Raw genomic sequence first — 19,523 nt, forward strand, 5'->3', positions numbered from 1 at the left:
CTTGCAAGTCCTCCGGCGACCTGGGCCCGTCAGCAGGGTTTTATAATGACTCGAGAAAATGCGATTGAGCGGCTCCGCGACTCTTCTGAGGAGTTTGATTTTCTGATAATTGGCGGAGGGGCGACAGGCTTGGGCGCCGCTGTTGACGCGTCGAGCCGGGGATACCGGGTTGCGTTGATTGAGCAGGCGGACTTTGCGTCGGGCACTTCAAGTTGCTCGACAAAGCTTGTTCACGGAGGAGTGCGATATTTGCGGCAAGGGGAACTGGGACTGGTTCGCTCGGCGCTTCGTGAGCGGGCGTTGCTCCTGAAGAACGCGCCTCATTTGGCATGGAAGGTGCCATTTGTAATTCCGAACTATGCCTGGTGGGAGGGGCCGTATTACCGCCTTGGTCTTGGGGTGTATGATCGTCTTGCCGGAGGCCTGTCAATCGGCCGCTCTCGATGGCTGTCGCGGGCGGAGACCGTGGAACATCTCCCCACGATCGAGACTGGCGGGTTGAGCAGTGGAGTACTCTACTATGACGGTCAGTTTGATGATGCCCGACTTGCTGTCACACTTGCGAGAACCGCCGTTGGAGAGGGTGCGGCTCTCGCCAACTATTGCCGGTGCGTCGGACTTCTGAAAGAGCAGGGATGCATTCGGGGAGCACGGGTTCGAGATGAGGAAAGTGGCCACGAGTTCGAGGTGCGCGCAAAGGTTCTCTTGAATGCAACCGGCGTGTTTGTTGATGTCCTGCGACGATTTGACGAGCCGGCATCCAAGTCCTTGGTGGCGGCGAGCCAGGGAATACACATCGTTCTCCCGCGCCGGTTTCTTCCGGGGAACTCAGGAATGATGATACCCAGAACCGATGATGGGCGGGTTCTTTTTGCGATTCCATGGAGGGATCGTGTGGTTGTTGGAACAACGGATACCGGGGGAGTGGAGCCATCGATGACGCCGGTACCCTTGGATCACGAGATTGAGTTTGTACTAGCGCACGCGCGAAAGTACCTGACGCATGATCCCAGTGAGTCCGACGTATTGAGCCTATTTGCCGGGCTGCGACCACTCGTGGCGGATCAAGGTGAGCAAACTGCATCGCTGTCCAGGGCTCACACCATACTTGTTTCCAAGGGGAATTTGGTTACGGTAACCGGGGGCAAGTGGACCACCTATCGCAAGATGGCGCAGGAATCCATCGACTGCCTCGAAACCGTGGGTGGGATGCAGCACCGCTTGTGCAAGACGGAGGACATGAAATTATACGGCGCTGTACAGGCGGATGCATTGGACACAGCAGGCTTGGAACCCTATGGCTCAGATGCGCACCAAGTCCGGGCGCTGGCAAGAATGATTCCCGGAGCGGATGCGAAACTCCATCCGGATCTACCCTATATTGAAGCGGAAGTGATCTGGCATGCGCGCAACGAGATGGCAAGAACCGTGGAGGATGTGCTGGCTCGTCGCACCCGTGCACTCGTCTTGGATGCGGCAGCCGCGGTCGCCGCCGCGCCTAGAGTGGCCTCGATTCTGGCGAAGGAGATGGGGAGGGATCCTGGGTGGGTCGTACGGCAGTTGAATGAGTTTGGTATTTATGCATCAAGATGGCTTATAGGGGAAAGGGCTGCCGTCCTGCAGGCTTGATATGCTTCGGAAGCTTCTTGAGCAGTCGCGTCTGAATTCCGCCTTCTGGCAAGGAATGCTTCTCCAATTGATCCAAGTCCACGATATTTTGATCAACGATCTTACACAATCAGCAAGTAGAGTCCGCCACCATGGCCTCCTGGTGTTCCGCATGGAGGTCTTATTCACATGCATGCAAGGTATCCCATGAAAACCACAATAATTGTCAGGTTGGCCAGTCTGTCACTGTTTCTGATCCTCCCATTGTCAGGCGTGCTTCACGCGAGTGCGCCAAAACCTAATATTATTGTGATACTCGCGGATGATATGGGCTGGGGCAACATCGGATGCTTTGGGGGGCCCATTGATACACCGAATCTGGACCGCATGGCCTCATCCGGCACGCGATTCACGCAATTCTACACCTATCCTCGGTGCTGTCCGACCAGGGCCATGTTGATGACCGGGCTGCACCCGCATGAAGTCGGGATTGGGCACATGACATTTCGCAGGCGTGGAAAGAATCCTTCGATACTAGAGGATCGGATGAAGGTTCCCGCGGCCTATCGAGGCTGGATACGAGAGACGATTCCCACTCTCCCGGAAATGCTCCGCGCCGCCGGATACGGCACGTACATGGCGGGCAAGTGGCACGTGGGAAACAGTGATCCGGCGACCTGGCCAAGCAATCGGGGCTTTGATAAATTTTATGGATTCATCGACGGAACTTCAGAGTACTACAAGCCGGCAGACATGCGCAGGGGCGTTGAAAAAATCCAGGTAAAGGGGGATCGCTACTATACGACCGATGCGTTCACTGACGAGGCGATAGGCTTCATCCAAGGGCATTCCAAACACAAGCCCGGCAGTCCGTTTTTTCTTTATCTCGCCTACAATGCCCCGCACTTCCCAATGGAGGCCATGCCGGAGGATTTTAAGAAATACCGTGGTCGATTCAAGGAAGGCTGGGATGCGCTGCGCGTACGAACAATGGCACGGCAGAAGGAGCTTGATTTGCTGCCAGGCAACACGGTTTTGTCCGCCCGATCAGGGGACATGCATCGTCTGGGCACGCAGCCAGGTCCAGTCCCCGCTTGGGATGACCTTACAACAAAGCAGAAGGACGATATGGATGCGATCATGGCGACCTATGCCGCGATGGTTGACAGGATGGATCAGAATATCGGTCGCCTGACCAGATTTCTCCAGGAATCAGGGCAGTTGGACAATACCATGATTGTATTTTTTTCTGACAACGGTGCGGAGGCCGAAAGCCCTCCCTTGGGCGAGTTTGAGGCGGCCAACCTTGGGAAGTATGGCAATGAAGACCATCACTACTACTATGGGAGAGCATGGGCGAATGCGTCGAACGCTCCCTTCAGGGAGTTCAAGCACTTCACGTACCAGGGAGGGGTCATGTCTCCGCTGATTGTAAGCTGGCCGCAGGGCATGCCCAATGCCATGCGTGGCGCGCTGGTGAGGGAATTCAGCTTCTTGCCGGACGTAGTTGAGACCTGTCTTGACGTTGGCGGCGCGAAGCATCCGGCAGTGATCGAGGGGAGGACGGATCGGAAGTATGATGGTCGGAGCCTGCGACCCTTGCTGGAGAAGGGCCGGACAGGCAGCAGGGGGCCGGTATGCGTGGAGCATGAAGGCAACCGACTCGTGAGAGAGGGGCGATGGAAGCTCGTGAGCTATTTCGAGGAGCCCTGGGAGCTTTACGACATTGATGCAGATCCGACGGAACAAGTGGACGTTGCCCGCGGACATGCGGATGTCGTGACACGTCTGAGTGCGGCGTATGATGAATGGGCCGCGCGAGTCGGAGCCCGTCCCTGGCGTGAAGCCCAAGATTATTCCGTCTATCCGCCTGACTCAAGGCACGGTGCCCGTCGATAGGCTCGGCGGGGCCGATGCAGCGCAGCCCGGTTTCGGCTCAGGCCAGCCCGAGCAAAGCCTCTGCGGCAGTCTCGTTGACAAGCAGTGCGTTCAGCAAGCCACCTCGAAGCGCGGCCGCGATTGCGGCTGCGCGTTCGGGCTCGGCACCCACGCCGACAACACACCGGATCCTGTGCAATTCCTGAAGTTCCACGCTGATGATGCGGTTCCGAAGTGGCGACTGGCATTCGCGACCCTTCGCATCGAAGAACCGGCCACAGATCTCTCCCACGGCGCCGGCGTCCCGTAGCCGGGCAAAGGCATCTTCCTGCAGCACGCGGCGCTCGAGGTAGGTGGAGTTTTCAATCGGACCGACTCCGACGATCGCTGCGTCCGCGCGATGGAGGCGCTGCCAGACGGCCTTGATTTGATCCGATGCCAGGAATGAGTCGCGCGTGCGTTTGTCGGGCACCAGTGCGGGCGTGTTCAAACGAAGGAACTCGCCCCCCCAGAGGCTCACGATGAATCGCCCGAGTTCAATGGCGTCGTCCGGTGAGATGTTCGCATCGATGCTCCCCATGGCCTGAACCCATGTCAGGCGCTTCAGATCGCCCCTTCGAAAACGCCGCACGACGCTGGCCACGCTGCGTCCTCCCCCGAGCGCCACCACGCCGCCGCTGGGGAGCAGTGAGGCGACAAAGGGTGCGCCGAAATGCCCCATGTACTGGCGGGCGATCTGCCTTTCAACTCCAGCCGGGACCTTGATCACCGCGGCATCCTTAAGGGCGAACGTAGTGCGGAGCTTCTCTTCCATCCTCTCGTTGCGCGCGGCGTACTGTTCAACGGAAATGCGGACTATTCCCCGCTCGCGTGCGATTGCGAGGAGTCGGGAAATCTTGGTCTGTGACACCTGAACGAAATCGGCCACTTCAGCCTGCCCCAGATTGTCGACATGGTAGAGTGTTGCAGCCATGCGCAGCACATCATCAGAATAAATCGCCTTTTTTGGCATTGGTGGAAGGGGAGGATGAAGGTCAGTCGAAGTTCTGACCGTAGTGCGAAGCTGTCGTAAAATAGGCTGTTGGTTTATTCACATAAAAATTCGAATCGACAAGACACTTTTCTCTAGTCGTCTTCGTGCCCACGTTTCCCATGCCAAATCACCATCCCCTGCTTGTCGTAATGGCCTCGGTTGTCGCGACGGCTGTTTCCGCCCAGACAATCCAGCCCCGGCAGGCATCCGCCAATGCCGATTCCGAGTCCATCACGATGGATGCCTTCACCGTAACCGGCTCCAATATCCGGCGCATCGACGCCGAGACGGCCCTGCCGATCACCGTGATGGAGAAGAGTGACCTCGACGCACGCGGGGCCTCGACCATGGCGGATCTGATGGAGACGATCAACATGGCGGAGCTCTCAGCCATCACCGAGATGAACAACGGGCCGCAGCTTGCCCGCGGTGACGTCGCATCCGTGGACCTTCGCGGCATCGGATCGGGCAGCACGCTCACCCTGCTCAACGGGCGGCGGATGGCGCCCCATCCCATTTCGATGGCGGAGAACGGCGTGCCGTCGCTGGCGGTGAACATCAACACGATCCCCCGCGCGCTGGTGGATCGTGTTGAGATCCTGCGCGACGGAGCGTCGGCCATCTATGGCGCCGATGCGGCGGCGGGCGTCATCAACAACATTGTTTCGAGGACCTATGTTGGAAGGGGCGTCACGTTCAAGGGGTCCATGACCCAGCATGGCGGCGCGAACGAGGCGGGTGTGACGCTCTTCGAGGGCTTCAAGAAGGGGAATGCGCACATCTCTGTTTCGTTCGACTATTTCCATCGCGACGCGCTTGCGGCCCACGACCGGTCCTGGTCGAAAAGTTCCGACATGCGTCAGACCCGCGATCTTCCCGCTCCATGGAACGGGCTGCCGCTGACGGATCCGGCAACGGGTGCGGCGATCGCCAGGGACAATGACTTCAAGAACTCGAATAGCGTGAACCAATGGGGCCAGTGGCAGCGCGGATTCATTCAGCCCGACTACCTGACTTTCATCGGTTCGAGGCCGGCCGGCAACGTTGGCATTGTCGCCAGCGGCACGGTGCCCCCCGGGGTCGCCACGATGGCCACGAACGGCATGTTCTACCTGATTCCCACGGCTTCCGGTGTAACCTTCAAGACAAGCGCGCCCTCTGCAAACATCGACAGCCCCGAGGTGGCGACATTCTCAAACTGGAACCGGTGGAAGATCCTGGTTCCCGCCACGGACCGCATTCAATTCGCGACGTTCCTGGACAAGCCGCTCAATGAGAATGTGGATCTTTTCGGAGACCTTCTGTTCTATCGCGCCTACAGCCGGAACGGGCGCGAGCCGACCAACTTCAAGAATACGGATGACTGGGGGATCTACATGCCGGCGGCCAATCCCTACAATCCGTTTGGCGTGCGTTTCTATCATCCCACTGGGGTGCCCAATTCGGATGGTACACCGCGGCTGACGGGGACACCGGCAGACGTTTCCTTGTGGACGGGGATCTCGCCAGGCCAGAATACGGAGGCTCCGAGCGGTTTCAAGCCGCGCGTGACCGAGGTTTACAGCTATGCTTGGCGGGTGCTCGGCGGATTGCGGGGCAGGCTCGGTTCTTCCTGGGAATGGGAGTCCGCGATCATGGCATCGGGCGCGCAGTCGCATGAATACGAGCACTTTCAAGTCCGCGAATCTCGTTTGCGGACTGCGTTGAATCGCACGGATTCCACGGCCTTCAATCCGTTTCCGGTCACGTTCCGGATCGTGAACAATCAGATCACGGTGGACAAGCCCTACGAGAACCCCGATTCCGTTCTCGATCCTCTTTATGACGACGAAGATCGCTTTGGCCGCACCAATCTTTTCATCTGGGACGCGAAGGTCACGGGACGCGTTGGACGATTTCTGACCGGAGGGCCCATCGGTATCGCGACCGGCCTCGAAGCGCGCTATGAAACGTATTCGGACAAGCGGGCGATATACTCGGGCCAGAATCCGCCCGGCTCCGGGGACAAGTTTCCTTTGTTCCGCGAAGGCGACAACGATTTCCTGGCTCTGAACTCGAATATTCCGGTCAGCGCGGATCAATTCATCTATGCGGCTTATCTCGAAGCCGCACTGCCGTTTGTGACGCGGGAAAACCGCGTTCCCATGGTCGATGGGCTTGAGCTCAATCTGGCGGGGCGATTCGAGCATTTCTCGATCCATGGCCAGACCACCAAGCCAAAGGCCAGTCTCATTTGGAAACCGGTTCCCTGGCTGAAATTCCGGGGATCCGCTGCGGAATCCTTTCGAGCGCCGAACCTCGTGCAGACCAACATCACGCCCCTGCGCCGGCAGGTTGGGGCCGATGACCCCTATCGATACACGGTCACCCAGCTTGCGTCTGACGGCACCGCGCAGCGGCTAACCCTGCGCCAGGGTAATCAGAACCTGCGCCCGGAGGAGGCTGCGACCTGGCTGGCTGGAATGGTCGTTGAGGTTCCCAAGATCAAGGGCCTGTCCTTCACCTTTGACTATTTCAGCATCAACCAGAACGAGGTCATGCAGAACCTGGGAGCCGCCAATGTCATCGACTATGATGAGGTGTTGCTGGATCTTGCCATGAAGGCGGAGCTGGCCAAGGGGACGCCGGTCAATCAGATCGATCTTGGGTCCGGCACGGCCGCCTACAAGGGATTCGGGAATGTCCTGCGCAAGCCCGTCACCCAGGCGGATCGTGACGCCTTTGCCGCCTACAATGCCTCCCCGGCGGGCAAGTCGCTTCCACGTGCCCCGGTTGGAGAGATTGTTCAGGTGATCGATGACTACCTCAATCTGAGCGGGCGCGACATCGAAGGGTATGAGTTTGGGGTGCAGTATCGCACTCCAGCGACCCGTATCGGCAGGTTCACCTTCAATGGCGAGGCCACGCACTACGTGAAGCGCGTGTCCAAGGCCGACAACGACGCACCGATTTTGGACGAGCTCAACCGCAATGGGCGCGCTGCATGGCGTGCGAATGCGTCAATTTCCTGGCGACAGGGCCCTTACTCAGCCGGCTGGTTCACGAGCTGTTTCGGATCCTTTGTCGACACTTCGGCTGCCACGACGGAGCAGGTGTATCAGGTGTTGGGAAAGCCCGGCTATATAAGGGTTTTCAACGACAATGGAGTGACCCGGTACCTGCTGAGGGTGAAGCCGCAGATCAATCACAATGCATGGGTGTCGTACCGGTTTGACCGCTCGGCCAACGACTGGCTCCGAGGCGTGACCGTGCGCGGTGGCATCAACAATGTGTTTGATGCGGATCCGGCTCTGGCTGATGAGCAGTACGGTTACCAGGCTGGAACATTCAACGTGCGCGGCCGGCAGTTTACAGTGGACATCTCCAAGCGCTTCTAAGCTTCGCCGGGCAGACGGCCGATGGAAATCCATCGCCGGTTTTTCAGCCGCCCAGGCGCAATGATCCCATGAATAATCCGCTGAAACCCGCCCCAGCCAAACCGCAGCTTCCTGCCGGCAGGATTGACTCCGAGTACCGCCGGCTCCGCTGGCAGGTGTTTACCGGAATTTTTGTCGGATACGCGGCATTCTATCTCGTTCGAAACAATCTCTCGCTGGCCATGCCGGCGATTCTGAAGGCGCATCCGGAATACACAAAGACGGAGCTCGGCTGGGCGGTGACGGGGCTGCTGACGGCTTACGGTGTCTCCAAGTTTGTGATGGGATCGGTGTCGGATCGGAGCAATCCGCGCTGGTTCATGACTCTCGGGCTCGTCCTTTCCGCCGCGGTCACCGCGGTGTTTGGCCTGGCACCGGGGATCTACAGCTCGCTTTTTCTCATCGTTCTGCTGCAGACCGCGAATGGCTGGTTCAACGGCATGGGCTGGCCTCCGTGCGGAAAGACCATGGTGCACTGGTGGAGCACGCGGGAGCGCGGGAAAATCGTCGCGTACTGGAACGTCGCGCACAATGTGGGAGGCGCGCTGGTTGCCTATGTCGCGGTGAATGCGGTGGCCTATTTCCAGGACTGGGGCGCCACGTTCTACGCCAACGCGGCCATCGCGTTCGTCATCGCGATCTTCGTGGGCGTGGTGCTCAGGGACACTCCCCAAAGCTGCGGACTGATGTCGATCGAGGCTTACAAGAACGATTATCCGCCGGACTACTCGGACGACCACGAGCGCACGTTCGCCTTCAGGGAGATTTTTTTCCGATACGTGCTGAACAACCGGTATCTCTGGGCCATCGCGATCGCGAATGCCTTCGTGTATTTTGTGCGCTACGGTGTCGTGAACTGGATTCCCACCTATTTGCAGACGGCAAAGGGATTCGACTTCAAGGCATCCGGGATGGCATGGACCGCATTTGAACTCGCCGGAATACCCGGCACGATCCTGTGCGGGTATCTCTCGGACCGCCTGTTCAATGCGCGGCGCGCGCCGGCCACGATCCTGTTCATGGCGCTCACGCTTGCGGGGCTGGTGGTCTATGGCATGAACACGCACGGCCCGCTCTGGGTGGACGTTGCCTCGCTGATCGCGATCGGGTTCTTCGTCTACGGCCCGATCATGATGATCGGTTTGCATGCCCTTGACCTGGTGCCCAAGAAGGCGGCGGGCACCGCGGCGGGCTTTACCGGACTTTTCGGATACTTTCTCGGCTCGGCGCCATCCGGGGCGGGGGTGGGGTGGATTGCGGACAAGTGGGGATGGAGCGGGGTGTTTGGCACCATGATCGCATGCTGTGTGCTGGCGATGGTGTTCTCCGCAATGACGTGGAGTCATCAGACCGCGGGTTCCGCAAAGCAGGGGGAATGAATCTCATGACGATCAAAGGCTTGATAAACGCGTGGTGTGCGACATGGACTTTTCTGATGGCGTGCGCGGCATGCATCGCTACGGAGACTCGACCGCTGGTCATCGCCCATCGCGGCGCGAGCGGCTATCTTCCCGAGCACACGCTCGAGGCGAAGGCGTACGCGCACGCGCTCGGGGCGGACTATCTCGAGCAGGACGTTGTTCTCTCCAGGGATGGCGTGCCGGTGGTCATGCACGACATTCACATCGACACCATTTCCGATGTCGCCGTGCGCTTCCCGGATCGGAGGCGCGCGGACGGGCGCTACTATGCCATCGACTTCACCCTCGCGGAGCTCAAGCAGCTTCGGGTGCACGAACGGGTGAACGCGAAGACGGGTGAACAGGTTTTCCCGCTCCGCTATGATTCCAAGGCGACGCCTTCGGTCTTCCGGATCAGCACGCTCGAGGAAGAGCTGCAGTTGATTCAGGGCCTCAACAGGAGCTCCGGAAGGCACGTCGGGATCTATCCCGAGCTGAAGCAACCGCACTGGCATCGCGAACAGGGAGTTGACTTGAGTGCCGTGGTGCTCCCGATTTTGAGGCGCTACGGTTATTCCACAAAGGCGGATCGGTGCTTCCTGCAGTGTTTTGATTTGGGCGAGGTCCGCCGCCTGCGTGGCGAACTCGGATGGAAGGGAAACCTCATCATGCTGATCAGCGCAAAATCCAGGGAGGCCGATGGAGTCGATCATGACGTCCTGTGCACGCCGGCGGGCATCAAGGAGCTGGCCGGTCTGGTCGATGGAATCGGACCGCCCATCCAGCGCATTGTGACCTGGCCGCCGGCGGGTGGCGCGCCGGTCTTTTCAAGGCTGGTGACGCTCGCCCATGCCTCGAAACTTCTCGTGCACCCGTACACGATTCGGCGGGACGAACTGCCCAAGAACTGTCCGTCGATCGATGCTCTGCATGCGGCCCTGTTTGACAGGGAGCGGATCGACGGCGTGTTTACGGACTTCAGCGACGTCACCCTGTCCTGGTTGAAAAACTCCTTCAAGGCGAAGTGATATGAAATCCAGATGCCGGCTTGTTTCTATCGGATTCCTTTCCCTGCTGCTTGCACCGGTGTGTCTGGCGGCGTCACGGCCAAACATCGTGCTGATCATGTCGGACGACATGGGGTATTCCGATCTCGGCTGCTATGGCGGCGAGATTGCGACACCCCGCCTGGATGCGCTTGCGGCGAATGGATTGAGGTTCACGCAGTTCTACAATGGGGCGCGCTGCTGTCCGAGCAGGGCGTCACTGCTGACGGGACTGTACCCACATCAGGCGGGGATGGGCTTCATGGTGAGGGATGCGAAGGCGGGGCCTGGTTACGCCGGCGACCTGAGCCGGCAGGCCGTGACAATCGCGGAGGTGCTCAAGGGGGCGGGTTATCGAACGGGGATGGTGGGAAAGTGGCATGTGGCACGCTCGCACACCATGGAGGACAGAAGCAACTGGCCGGTTCAGCGCGGCTTCGATTCCTTCTACGGCACCATCCGTGGGTTCGGAAGTTTCTATGATCCTGAAACGCTGACTCGTCAGAGCACCTTCATTTCACCGGAGAACGATCCGGAGTACCGTCCGGATTCGTACTACTATACTGATGCGATCAGCGACAATGCGGTTGCCTTCCTGCGGGCGGGTGCGAAAAGCGGCGATCCTTTTTTTCTCTATGTCGCCTATACAGCGGCCCACTGGCCCCTGCAGGCGCCTGATGCTGAGATCCGGAAATACAAGGGAGTGTACGACCAGGGGTACGACGTTATCCGCCGCGCGCGGGTGGAACGCCTCAGAAAGCTTGGGTTGATGGATCCGCGCTGGGATGCCGCGCCGACGATTGGAAACTGGGAGAGCCAGCCGAATCATGCTTGGGAGGCGCGAAACATGGAGACGTATGCCGCGATGATCGATCGCATGGATCAGGGCATCGGGCGGATTGTTGATCAGCTCAAGGCGGATGGGCGCCTCGAGAACACGCTCATCCTTTTTCTTCAGGACAATGGCGCCTGCGCGGAGCCCAGTTGGAGAAAGCCAATCCAAAAGGAGCCACCCGCGGACCTTGCCCCGATGTCCCCGGATGCGCTGCAGCCCCGTTCGACGCCGCCCATGCAGACGCGCGATGGACGCTGGGTGAGAAGCGGTCCGGGAGCCATGGCCGGCCCGGCGGATACCTACGTGGGCTATGGAGAGCTGTGGGCGAACGTTGCGAACACTCCCTTTCGCGAATACAAGCATTGGGTGCATGAGGGCGGGATCTCCACGCCGCTCATTGCGCACTGGCCTGCCGGGATTGATTCCGGACGGCGGGGTGGAATGGAAGGGCAGGTCGGTCACCTGATCGACATCATGGCGACTTGCGTGGATGTTTCGCGAGCCGAGTACCCGTCGGAATTCCATGGTAACAAGATCAAGCCCATGGAGGGAGTCTCGCTCGTCCCCGTATTTTCCGGTCGCGGATTGAAACGCAGGCAGCCGTTGTTCTGGGAGCATGAAAGCAACCGTGCCGTGCGCGATGGCCGCTGGAAACTTGTGGCGGTCGAAGACGGACCGTGGGAGCTCTATGACATGGAAGCCGATCGGACAGAGATGCACGATCTCGCCGCGAAGCAGCCCGACAAGGTGGTGGCAATGGCTGCCGCTTGGGACGCCTGGGCCGGGCGATGTGACGTCTATCCGCTGGGTGCTTGGAAGCCCGTTTGGGCAACTCCGGGAAAGTGATTCGTCATCCGTCATTGCGGTGTTTTTTCTGCCCTGTTCCTGAAGGGCTCGATCGACGATGAACATGGAGCGATCGTTCAACATCCTGCTGATTCTCGTGCTCGCACTGTCCGGGCGGGCGGTGAGTCTGGCTGTGGCGGCCGCCGAAGTGCGCAAACCGAACATCGTCTATTTCCTGGTCGATGATCTTGGCTGGGGCGATGTGGGTTATCACGGTTCCGATATTCGCACCCCGTCGATCGACCGGCTTGCGGCCTCGGGAGTGAAGCTGGATTCATTTTACGCACAGCCTGTCTGTTCACCCACGCGTGCGGCGATCATGACCGGACGCTATCCGATCCGGTATGGTTTGCAGACAGGAGTGATCAGACCCTGGGCGACCTATGGGTTGGCGCTGAGCGAGCGTCTGATGCCGGAGATTCTTCGCGCATCCGGCTATCGCACCGTGCTGCTTGGCAAATGGCACCTGGGGCAGGAGTCGCGCGAGTACCTGCCGCTGCAGCGGGGTTTTGATTGTCATTACGGACATTACAACGGAGCCATAGACTATTTCACCCACGAGCGTGATGGCGGACTCGACTGGCATCGAAACGGTGTGACGGTGAGGGAGCAGGGATACACGACGGAACTGATCGCCCGTGAGGCTCTCGGCCTCATTGAGAAGCACGACAAGAATCGTCCGCTGTTTCTCTTCGTGGCATTCAACGCTCCTCACGCGCCCTTCGAGGTTCCGGAAAAATACACAGCGCCCTATCGCAATCGCAAATCCAACGCGCGCCTGTATGCGGGGATGGTGGCGGCCGTCGACGAGGCGATTGGAAAAATCATGGCGGCGCTCAGGAAACACGGCATGGCGGACGACACGCTTTTTGTGTTCTCCAGCGACAACGGCGGACCGTCGCCGGGCAAGATCACAGACAATGGTCCGTTCCAGGGCGCCAAGGGATCGCTCCATGAAGGTGGTGTGCGCGTGGCTGCCTGTGCGTCGTGGAACGGGCGCATTCCTGCGGGCTCGGTTGTGAACGAGCCCCTGCATGTGGTTGACTGGCTGCCCACATTTGCCGCGGCCGCCGGTGCGTCATTGGACGGCCTGCCTGTACTCGACGGACGCAATGCCCTGACGACGCTGATGGATGGAAAGCCGTCACCCCACGATGTGATTCTCCTCAATGCCGCACCCTCCCGGCGCAATTCACCGGGACATGGAGCGGTGCGATCCGGCCGCTGGAAGCTGCTTCTCGACGGCGATCCAAGCGGATCGGGAATGGGAGCGCAGTTGTTCGATCTGAGTGCGGACCGGGGCGAATCCAAGGATCTGGCGGCCAGTCAGCCCGAGATTGTCTCGAAGCTGCTCGCATCGCTGCGGGGATTCGCGGACTCGGCGATGGAACCGCTGTCATCCGGCAATCGTCCGCCAAAGGATTTCAAGGCGCCCAAGGTCTGGGGGGATTTTCCCCCGTGATGCGCAGGCGTGTTGATTGGTGCGTCGCGCGGACGGGTGCCGTCAGATTCCGTCGGCCTGCCAGCGCAGCATCGTTTCGATGTTCTTGTTGATCGTGGACGCGGCGGCGTCGTTGCCGCGGTGCCGCTGGGTGCGGACATTTCCCTCATAGACGGCCTGGGATTCAGGCTCCCGGCCGTGATCGTTCGTCTCCACGATCCAACGGTCAAGCCGTGCGCGAAGTTCCGCCAGCACCGGCCAGCGCGAGGGCTCGCCCGCGAGATTGTTGATCTCCCAGCGATCATTGACCCATTCGTAGAGCTCCTCTGGCGCGCGCGTGGGAGCGAAGAGCAGGCGCTCGGACAGCATGTCCAGGGTTCCTGCGGCATGGAGCTCGCGCAGGCGGATCAGTATGGGTTTTGTGTCCTTGTAGGCGTTCGGCTGCAGGTGAGGGCGCAGCGGATGATAGTTCCGAATGTAGAGCCAGCGATCGGTGCGCACGGAGCGAATCCGATCGACCGTCTCGTCACAGCGATCGCGTGCGGCGAAGACGGCGTCGCGCTTGACGTAGTCGGGGGCCAGAACATCGCGCGCCTGCATTGTCGCGGGAATGGGGATGCCCGCCGCCGCAAGCGAAATCGCCGCCATGTCGATCTGTTCGATCAGGTCATTCCGGACCTTTCCGGTGCCTACTCCCGGACCCGCCACGATGAATGGGATTCGCGTCCCTTCCGTGTAGAGAAACTGCTTTCCGCGGGCGTGGCTGACACCATGATCGCCGATGAGGATGATCAGGGTGTTGTCGAGCAGTCCTTCGGATCGCAGGCGGTCGATGACGCGTCCAACCTCAATGTCCGTCATGCGCATGGAGTCGAGGTAGTGCGCCCAGTCGGCCAGAATCACCGGATCGCGGGGATAATAGGGAGGGAGGCTGGCGACGGAATCGGGAGCCGTGGCGTCCGCACCGAAATAGGCGTCGAGTTCCTTCCAGCGTCCGAGATCGCGGTGTTTTCCCCCGAGCAGCTGGACCTGCATGAAGAAGGGCTGGCCCGGTTTGCGTCCGGACCAGTCCGGTCCGTTGTAGACGGAGCGGTCCCATTCAAAGTTGTAATCGGTCTTTCCCAGCGTGCGCGCATCGGGTTTGCCGTCGCTGATGCAGGTGTAGTAGCCGGCTTTCTGGAAAAGGGCGGGCACGAGTTCGACACCTTCTGGCAGCCTGACCTTGTTTGCGCCGCGGCCTGAACGGTGGTTCTGCGCTCCGATCGTGGTCTGGTACATTCCGGTGATCAGGGCGGACCGGCTGGCTGAGCAGACGGGCGCGGTTGTATGGGCCTGCTCGAAAAGGATGCCGGACTTCGCAATCGCATCGACGTTTGGCGTGCGGATGTCCGTTTCGCCGTAGCAGCCGAAGTTGGGTGAGATGTCGTCGACGATGATCCAGAGGATGTTTGGGCGCGCGGTGGCGGCGTGCAGCCCGCCGGCGGTCTGCGCCAGAGCACCGGCGAACAGGAGTGTGAGTCGGAGGAGTCGTGACATGGTTGTGCGATGGAAAATCCGGTGGTGAACTCAGGGTTGCAGCAGGGCCTCTATTTCGCGGACTACCCGATCGTGCGCGGCGGCGTCGGGCACGGGCATTTCGATGAAGCCGACCCGGAATTCCAGATCGGCGCCGTGCAGCAGCGGGCGCGGAGCCCGGCCAAAGCCGAACACCGCCATGCCATCCGGTGCACCAATACCGGCTTCATCGGTGCCTAGGTAGCGGAAGCTGTCACCGATCGAATCCTCCGTCATCTGCGCAAGGACAAGCACGCGTGGCGATGTGTTGTCGCCGAAATAGGCCCAGCGCCACAGTCCCGTGGCGCCTCCGGTTGTGGGTGTGTCGCGGCGCGGTCCGCCTTCGGAGGTGCCCCAGTACTGCTCGCGCGGCGCGTACCGCCCCGCTGGGGGGCCTTCATAGAGAAACCACCAGGGGTGTCCGGGATCGGCCTTCTCCATTTTGAAGATGGCCTGGGTCGGCGTGAACCGCCACGTCCAGGCCCAGGCGCCGGATTTGCTGACCGTGCGGATCACATCGGGTCCCTCGCGTGTGCTGATGCAACGATCCTTGCCCGGATGCCCGACACCTGCGTCGGGATTGTCCTTGCCGAAGACCGCATTGGGAATGCCGCGGTAGGCGGCGGCAGCAGCACCAGGACCGCGCGATGGGTTTCTGTGAAACGAAATCCAGTCGCGCCCGTCGCGATCGATGAGACGGGAAAATCCGCCGCCGGCCTTGTCATAGTACCAGGTTCCACCGGCTGTCTCGATGCGGAAGTGCGGGAGTCCTTCGTAGTCGCTGTCGGTGATCGCAATCAGGGGCCCTGCGGCGTCTACCGGGAGCGCCGGCGTGGTTGCGGCCAGGAGGATGAGCGGGACAAGGGTGCAACAAAAGAGGGGGAGGGAGTGGGGCATCAGGAATGGTTGAGTGGCGAGGGAGGTTAACACGACGGCAATGTCCGGTCTTTGGCCACCGCGGAAAATGGCGTCGCGAGGACGGAAGGAGGGATTTGTGTGCGATGCGTGACTACGGATTTCCCCGCTTGTAGAGCAGGACCTGATCGCTGTCACCGACAACGACGTCGTCATCATGGACAATGTCCTGATCACCGGGCTTGTTCTTGCCGCGGAGCGGATAGAGGTTTGAGAGAAGAAAATCACGGCTCTTTTCCACGACTATCAGGGCCTTGGGTGCGCCGCCTCCGCTCTCACCGAAGAGGCGGATGTGGTTTGAATTGCGGATTGTGACGACGGGTCTCGAGCCCTCGTACTTGAGTCCGAAGGCATCCACATGGCTTGCATTGCGGATCTCGGCGCCGCTGTACCCCTTGTTGGCACCCTGCGGCTGGAAGTGGTAGATCGAGAGCGGCTCATGTGTGCCGTCGATGAGGCAGTTGGTGTAGTTGGCGGTCATCGACTTGAAGTCAGCGGTTGTGGTGACCTTGAAGCCGTAAACGCGTCCACCCCCGTTTCCGCGAAAGATGAAGAAGGGTGAATTCACGGGCGCCTCGGTGGCCACGCGAGCGGCGGCGTGAACATAGCGCACACTGCTGATGACGGAGTTGCTTCCGGCACGCCAGAGCACCGCGTAGGCGGGATAGAATTTGGTCGAAAGTCCCTCCGGCATGGCCATCGGGAAACGCAGTCCGATATAGCCCAGGCGCGTGGTGGCGGAGGCGTCGTCGTCTGTTCGGATCAATGGCTGGGGGTTGTTCCCGTTCAGGAAATCCCCCCTGGGGAAACGTGTCGGATCAATGATCGGCGCCAGCGTTGTCGAGATGTGCGAGGCGCCGACAAGCGTCGTGTTGGCGTGGAGGTTGAGGGTCCGGGAGATGCGGTACACACCGCGGGGAACAAAGAGAGGCTGGTTGCGTTTGCCGGCTTCATCGATTGCGCGCTGCAGCGCCGCGTATTGGTCGGTGAAATCCTCCTGGTCACCGTCGCCGGTGGCACCGAAATCGCGGGCGTTGAGCATGCCCGGCAAACCCACCCCGGGAAACACGCCCTTCCACGCATGCCTGCTCTGGAGATCGGAAGGGATCTGCGAATCCTCGACCGGGATCCACGGGGCATTCGTGGGCAGGGTTGTGCGACGCTGGCCATCGATGTAGATGGCATCGCTGCGGGGAGGCGCGCCGGCGCCTGTTTGCAGGGAGTTGTGGTACAGGGTGGCCGCGACTGCCAGGTCGGCGACCTGGCACCAGCCATCGGGACGGCCAGGGACCGTGGCGAGTATTCCCGCGCCATCGAGCTTCAGCAGGGTTGCTGCATTTCGGACGTAAACCTGATTGAGGTAGGCCGAGCGATTGCCGCTGATCGCGGGAACCGTGGCGCCTGCAGGCAATTCGATCCGGGAGTCGACCAGGCAGAGGGAGGCATTCCATGGCTCTCCCGTTTCCGAGCCCGCAAGCACAATGGCGGACGCTCCGATGGCCGGCTTGAGCACAGCGCCAGGCATGACAAGCGGACCACGGGAGCGGTTGTAGATGCAGGCTGTCGTCTGATTGACGAAGGTTGCGTGTGAGAGGGAGCAGGTGGGCTGGGTTGAGGAAAGGTATGCTCCGTAGCGCCCGCCGTTCACCGAGATGTCGTGCATGCCGCCGCCGGAGCCCAGCCCGTCCTTGATTCCCGCGAATGCGTCGGTTGCCTCTACGTTCACGCATTGAAGGGAGGAGTCCTCACAGGCCAGAAACTCGACGCCGATCGCGCCTGCATTTCGGCCAAGATCGATGGAGAGGTTTCGAATCTGCTGGCTGAAGTGGGCGTTGCTCTGCTCGTACGTGTTGGGGGGCACGCCATTGACGGCCCAGAAGTGGATGACGGATTTGGGGTGGTCGGGATCGCCGAATCCGGCGGCGTTCGCGACGAGTCGGATGACCGGACGCTGGAGAGGATCTGGTGATCCCTGTAGCACGCATCCGATTTCACCTCGACGCAGGGGAAGGCCCGGGAAGCCGCCTCCGGAATAGTTCGGGCTGATGCCCTCCAGGGTGTCGCTGACAAGATACGTGCCATGCGGCAGGTAGGTGACGCAGCGGGCGTCGCGGCCATCATTGAGCGCGCGCTGGATGGCAAGCGTGGAGTCCGTTCTCCCGGTGGGGTCCGCGCAATAGGGAGGAAGCGTGACGTCGAGTATGCCGTCGTGCGCGAGCTCTTGATCGCCAAAACGGGACAGGATCCGCCGTGCCGAGGCGAGGACGTCGGTCACGCGCTTGTTCAGACCGGCCTGGTGGACGACAACGAGCTCCGGTTCATCGCGCCCGGACTCGCGTGAGTTGAGGATGATCTCACTGGATGCATCGGTTCGAAGGACAAATGAGTAGCGTCCGGTGCCTGTGACAGCGTGTGTGACATCACATTCGATCCATCCCGGTTTTCCGGGCAGGCGGACTTCGGCAATGGGGGTGGCGGGGAGAGTTGCGGGCCGTCGGTCCCAGTCGAGACTGGCTTCATTCCATCCATTGCCGACCGTGTAGATTTTGACCACACCCGAAGCGCCGACACCGTCATGCAAGCGGAGCCTGGCTGAGTTGACGTCGCCATTCACGCCGTGGAGATCAAAGGCGAGGAAGGCTTCCCGGCCTGCGGATCCACCGAGGCGGAGTCTCGTGTCGGTCGGGCCGGTGGAGCGGCCATCCAGCCAGAGATCATCCGTTGGCTGAATGCGTTCCGTGCGATGCACAAGTGGTTTCGCAGCGGCGGAAGTCGGAGCCGGGGGGTCAGCCGGTCCGTAGGAGATCCTGAGTTCGGGGTGTTCGCTGGCGTCCCGAGCCTCGCGCGATGGAATCACCAGCTTGTAGCGTTCCCTACCGGCGAGGCGAAAGGAGTAGGTGCCGGGACCCTTGATGATGCTGGTCACATCGGCTTCCATCCACTGCCCGATTGCCGGGGCGCCTTCAAAGGTGGCAATCCGTGCGCCGACTTTCGGGCGTGTGCGGTAGGTGACGGACGACTCGGACCATTCCGGAGCAGTCGCCCAAACCTCGACTGGCGTTGTGGGATTCCCCTTGGCGAGCTTTCCCGCAAAGAGCCGCAGCGTGGCGCGGGAGATGTCGGTTCGTTTGGACGTGACGTCGAACTTGAGGAGAGATTCCCAGTCGCGCCCGCCGCCCTTCTGTATGATGAGTGACGTCTGCGTGCCATAGGCCAGCTCCGCGCCTTCATTGCTGAGGATGGAGGCGTCAGCGACAGGGTGCAGCGTGACAGTGAGTGGTGGTTCCGCGGCGGGGGTGACGGAGGCGAGGGTGAGCAGAGCGATTGCGAGCGGAAGACGGATCTGATGCATGATTCGGCGTGAGAGTGCCATGATATGCGGCAAGACGTGTTGGGGTCATTGCAGGTTGCGGAAAAACGCTTGGTCGAAGTGGAAACGAGTGAGGCGTCGCTTGCCTCTGATCTCATCCCGCGTCTGTTCGACATGCTGGAGGCGACGGGCGGAGGTGACGTTCCGGTGCGGAGGAATCTGGGAGAGCAGCTTCCGAAGA

Annotated in this window: 11 protein-coding genes; 7 read left to right on the top strand and 4 right to left on the bottom strand. The window is 60.6% G+C overall.

Going from position 1 to position 19,523, the window contains the following annotated elements; all coding sequences use genetic code 11:
- The first annotated feature begins 45 nt into the window (after positions 1-45).
- Both HS122_09465 and HS122_09470 read left to right on the top strand, forming a co-directional pair.
- Positions 46-1,629, top strand: coding sequence for an FAD-dependent oxidoreductase (locus HS122_09465; protein MBE7538625.1), 1,584 nt, complete (start codon positions 46-48; stop codon positions 1,627-1,629).
- A 186-nt stretch (positions 1,630-1,815) separates the two neighbouring features.
- Positions 1,816-3,507 (top strand): arylsulfatase, encoded by a 1,692-nt coding sequence (locus HS122_09470; protein ID MBE7538626.1) that lies wholly within the window; start codon positions 1,816-1,818, stop codon positions 3,505-3,507.
- Positions 3,508-3,544: 37 nt separating this feature from the next.
- Here the strand turns inward: HS122_09470 and HS122_09475 are convergent, their stop codons facing one another.
- The gene (locus tag HS122_09475) at positions 3,545-4,498 is read right to left on the bottom strand and encodes a transcriptional regulator (protein MBE7538627.1); all 954 of its coding nucleotides are present in this window, start codon (positions 4,496-4,498) and stop codon (positions 3,545-3,547) included.
- A gap of 140 nt (positions 4,499-4,638) precedes the next feature.
- Here HS122_09475 and HS122_09480 point away from each other — a divergent pair, with 140 nt between their 5' ends.
- The 5 genes from HS122_09480 to HS122_09500 all read left to right on the top strand — a co-directional run bounded on the left by HS122_09480 (position 4,639) and on the right by HS122_09500 (position 13,524).
- The gene (locus HS122_09480) at positions 4,639-7,896 is read left to right on the top strand and encodes a TonB-dependent receptor (GenBank protein ID MBE7538628.1); all 3,258 of its coding nucleotides are present in this window, start codon (positions 4,639-4,641) and stop codon (positions 7,894-7,896) included.
- Between the two features lie 68 nt (positions 7,897-7,964).
- Positions 7,965-9,314, top strand: a complete 1,350-nt coding sequence (locus tag HS122_09485) for an MFS transporter (protein MBE7538629.1) — start codon at positions 7,965-7,967, stop codon at positions 9,312-9,314.
- Positions 9,315-9,319: 5 nt separating this feature from the next.
- On the top strand, positions 9,320-10,363 hold the full coding sequence (gene glpQ, locus HS122_09490; protein ID MBE7538630.1) for a glycerophosphodiester phosphodiesterase: 1,044 nt from the start codon (positions 9,320-9,322) through the stop codon (positions 10,361-10,363).
- 1 nt (position 10,364) lies between these two features.
- Positions 10,365-12,062 (top strand): arylsulfatase, encoded by a 1,698-nt coding sequence (locus HS122_09495; GenBank protein MBE7538631.1) that lies wholly within the window; start codon positions 10,365-10,367, stop codon positions 12,060-12,062.
- Positions 12,063-12,126: 64 nt separating this feature from the next.
- Positions 12,127-13,524, top strand: coding sequence for an arylsulfatase (locus HS122_09500; GenBank protein MBE7538632.1), 1,398 nt, complete (start codon positions 12,127-12,129; stop codon positions 13,522-13,524).
- 42 nt (positions 13,525-13,566) lie between these two features.
- Here HS122_09500 and HS122_09505 read toward each other — a convergent pair whose 3' ends face one another.
- The 3 genes from HS122_09505 to HS122_09515 form a co-directional block, all read right to left on the bottom strand.
- Positions 13,567-15,039, bottom strand: a complete 1,473-nt coding sequence (locus HS122_09505; protein MBE7538633.1) for a sulfatase — start codon at positions 15,037-15,039, stop codon at positions 13,567-13,569.
- A gap of 30 nt (positions 15,040-15,069) precedes the next feature.
- The gene (locus tag HS122_09510) at positions 15,070-15,954 is read right to left on the bottom strand and encodes a hypothetical protein (protein ID MBE7538634.1); all 885 of its coding nucleotides are present in this window, start codon (positions 15,952-15,954) and stop codon (positions 15,070-15,072) included.
- 112 nt (positions 15,955-16,066) lie between these two features.
- A complete protein-coding gene (locus HS122_09515) occupies positions 16,067-19,324 on the bottom strand; it encodes a DNRLRE domain-containing protein (protein MBE7538635.1) in 3,258 nt (1,085 codons plus the stop codon).
- Positions 19,325-19,523: the final 199 nt, after the last annotated feature.

This window comes from Opitutaceae bacterium (assembly GCA_015075305.1).
GTDB lineage: Bacteria > Verrucomicrobiota > Verrucomicrobiia > Opitutales > Opitutaceae > UBA6669.

Excerpts from the sequence above, each read along its gene's own strand:
- HS122_09465 (MBE7538625.1), top strand. The coding sequence starts at position 46 with ATGACTCGAGAAAATGCGATTGAGCGGCTCCGCGACTCTTCTGAGGAG.
- HS122_09470 (MBE7538626.1), top strand. The coding sequence starts at position 1,816 with ATGAAAACCACAATAATTGTCAGGTTGGCCAGTCTGTCACTGTTTCTG.
- HS122_09475 (MBE7538627.1), bottom strand. The coding sequence starts at position 4,498 with ATGCCAAAAAAGGCGATTTATTCTGATGATGTGCTGCGCATGGCTGCA.
- HS122_09480 (MBE7538628.1), top strand. The coding sequence starts at position 4,639 with ATGCCAAATCACCATCCCCTGCTTGTCGTAATGGCCTCGGTTGTCGCG.
- HS122_09485 (MBE7538629.1), top strand. The coding sequence starts at position 7,965 with ATGAATAATCCGCTGAAACCCGCCCCAGCCAAACCGCAGCTTCCTGCC.
- glpQ (MBE7538630.1), top strand. The coding sequence starts at position 9,320 with ATGACGATCAAAGGCTTGATAAACGCGTGGTGTGCGACATGGACTTTT.
- HS122_09495 (MBE7538631.1), top strand. The coding sequence starts at position 10,365 with ATGAAATCCAGATGCCGGCTTGTTTCTATCGGATTCCTTTCCCTGCTG.
- HS122_09500 (MBE7538632.1), top strand. The coding sequence starts at position 12,127 with ATGGAGCGATCGTTCAACATCCTGCTGATTCTCGTGCTCGCACTGTCC.
- HS122_09505 (MBE7538633.1), bottom strand. The coding sequence starts at position 15,039 with ATGTCACGACTCCTCCGACTCACACTCCTGTTCGCCGGTGCTCTGGCG.
- HS122_09510 (MBE7538634.1), bottom strand. The coding sequence starts at position 15,954 with ATGCCCCACTCCCTCCCCCTCTTTTGTTGCACCCTTGTCCCGCTCATC.
- HS122_09515 (MBE7538635.1), bottom strand. The coding sequence starts at position 19,324 with ATGCATCAGATCCGTCTTCCGCTCGCAATCGCTCTGCTCACCCTCGCC.